Origin of the sequence: Marinobacter halodurans, from assembly GCF_004327985.1 — a bacterium.
GTDB classification, from domain to species: domain Bacteria; phylum Pseudomonadota; class Gammaproteobacteria; order Pseudomonadales; family Oleiphilaceae; genus Marinobacter_A; species Marinobacter_A halodurans.
Map to the genome: position 1 here is coordinate 1 of NZ_SJDL01000253.1, position 231 is coordinate 231.

General features: G+C 65.8%; 1 protein-coding gene. It reads right to left on the minus strand.

The genetic code is table 11. The annotated features are described in order from the left end of the window. The coding region (locus tag EZI54_RS24265; RefSeq protein ID WP_242674597.1) for a phage baseplate assembly protein V at window positions 1-231 on the minus strand (231 nt) is incomplete at both ends.

The following is a 231-nucleotide window of genomic DNA, read 5'->3' on the forward strand; positions in this document are numbered from 1 at the left end:
CTTCGAAGCGCAGTTCGTTGGAGCCGTCCCCTTTGTGGGTCTGGGTCTTTAAGGTGGTTCGGGTCTTGTGTTCCGGCAGCGCGTAGGGCGGTGTGTTGGACGCGTGGTAGGTGCGGCCGGTGATGATCGGCTGGTCCGGATCGCCGTCCAGGAAGGAGACGATGACCTCGTGGCCGATGCGGGGTAACGCCATGAAGCCGTAGCGGCCCCCGGCCCAGCCCTGGCTGACCC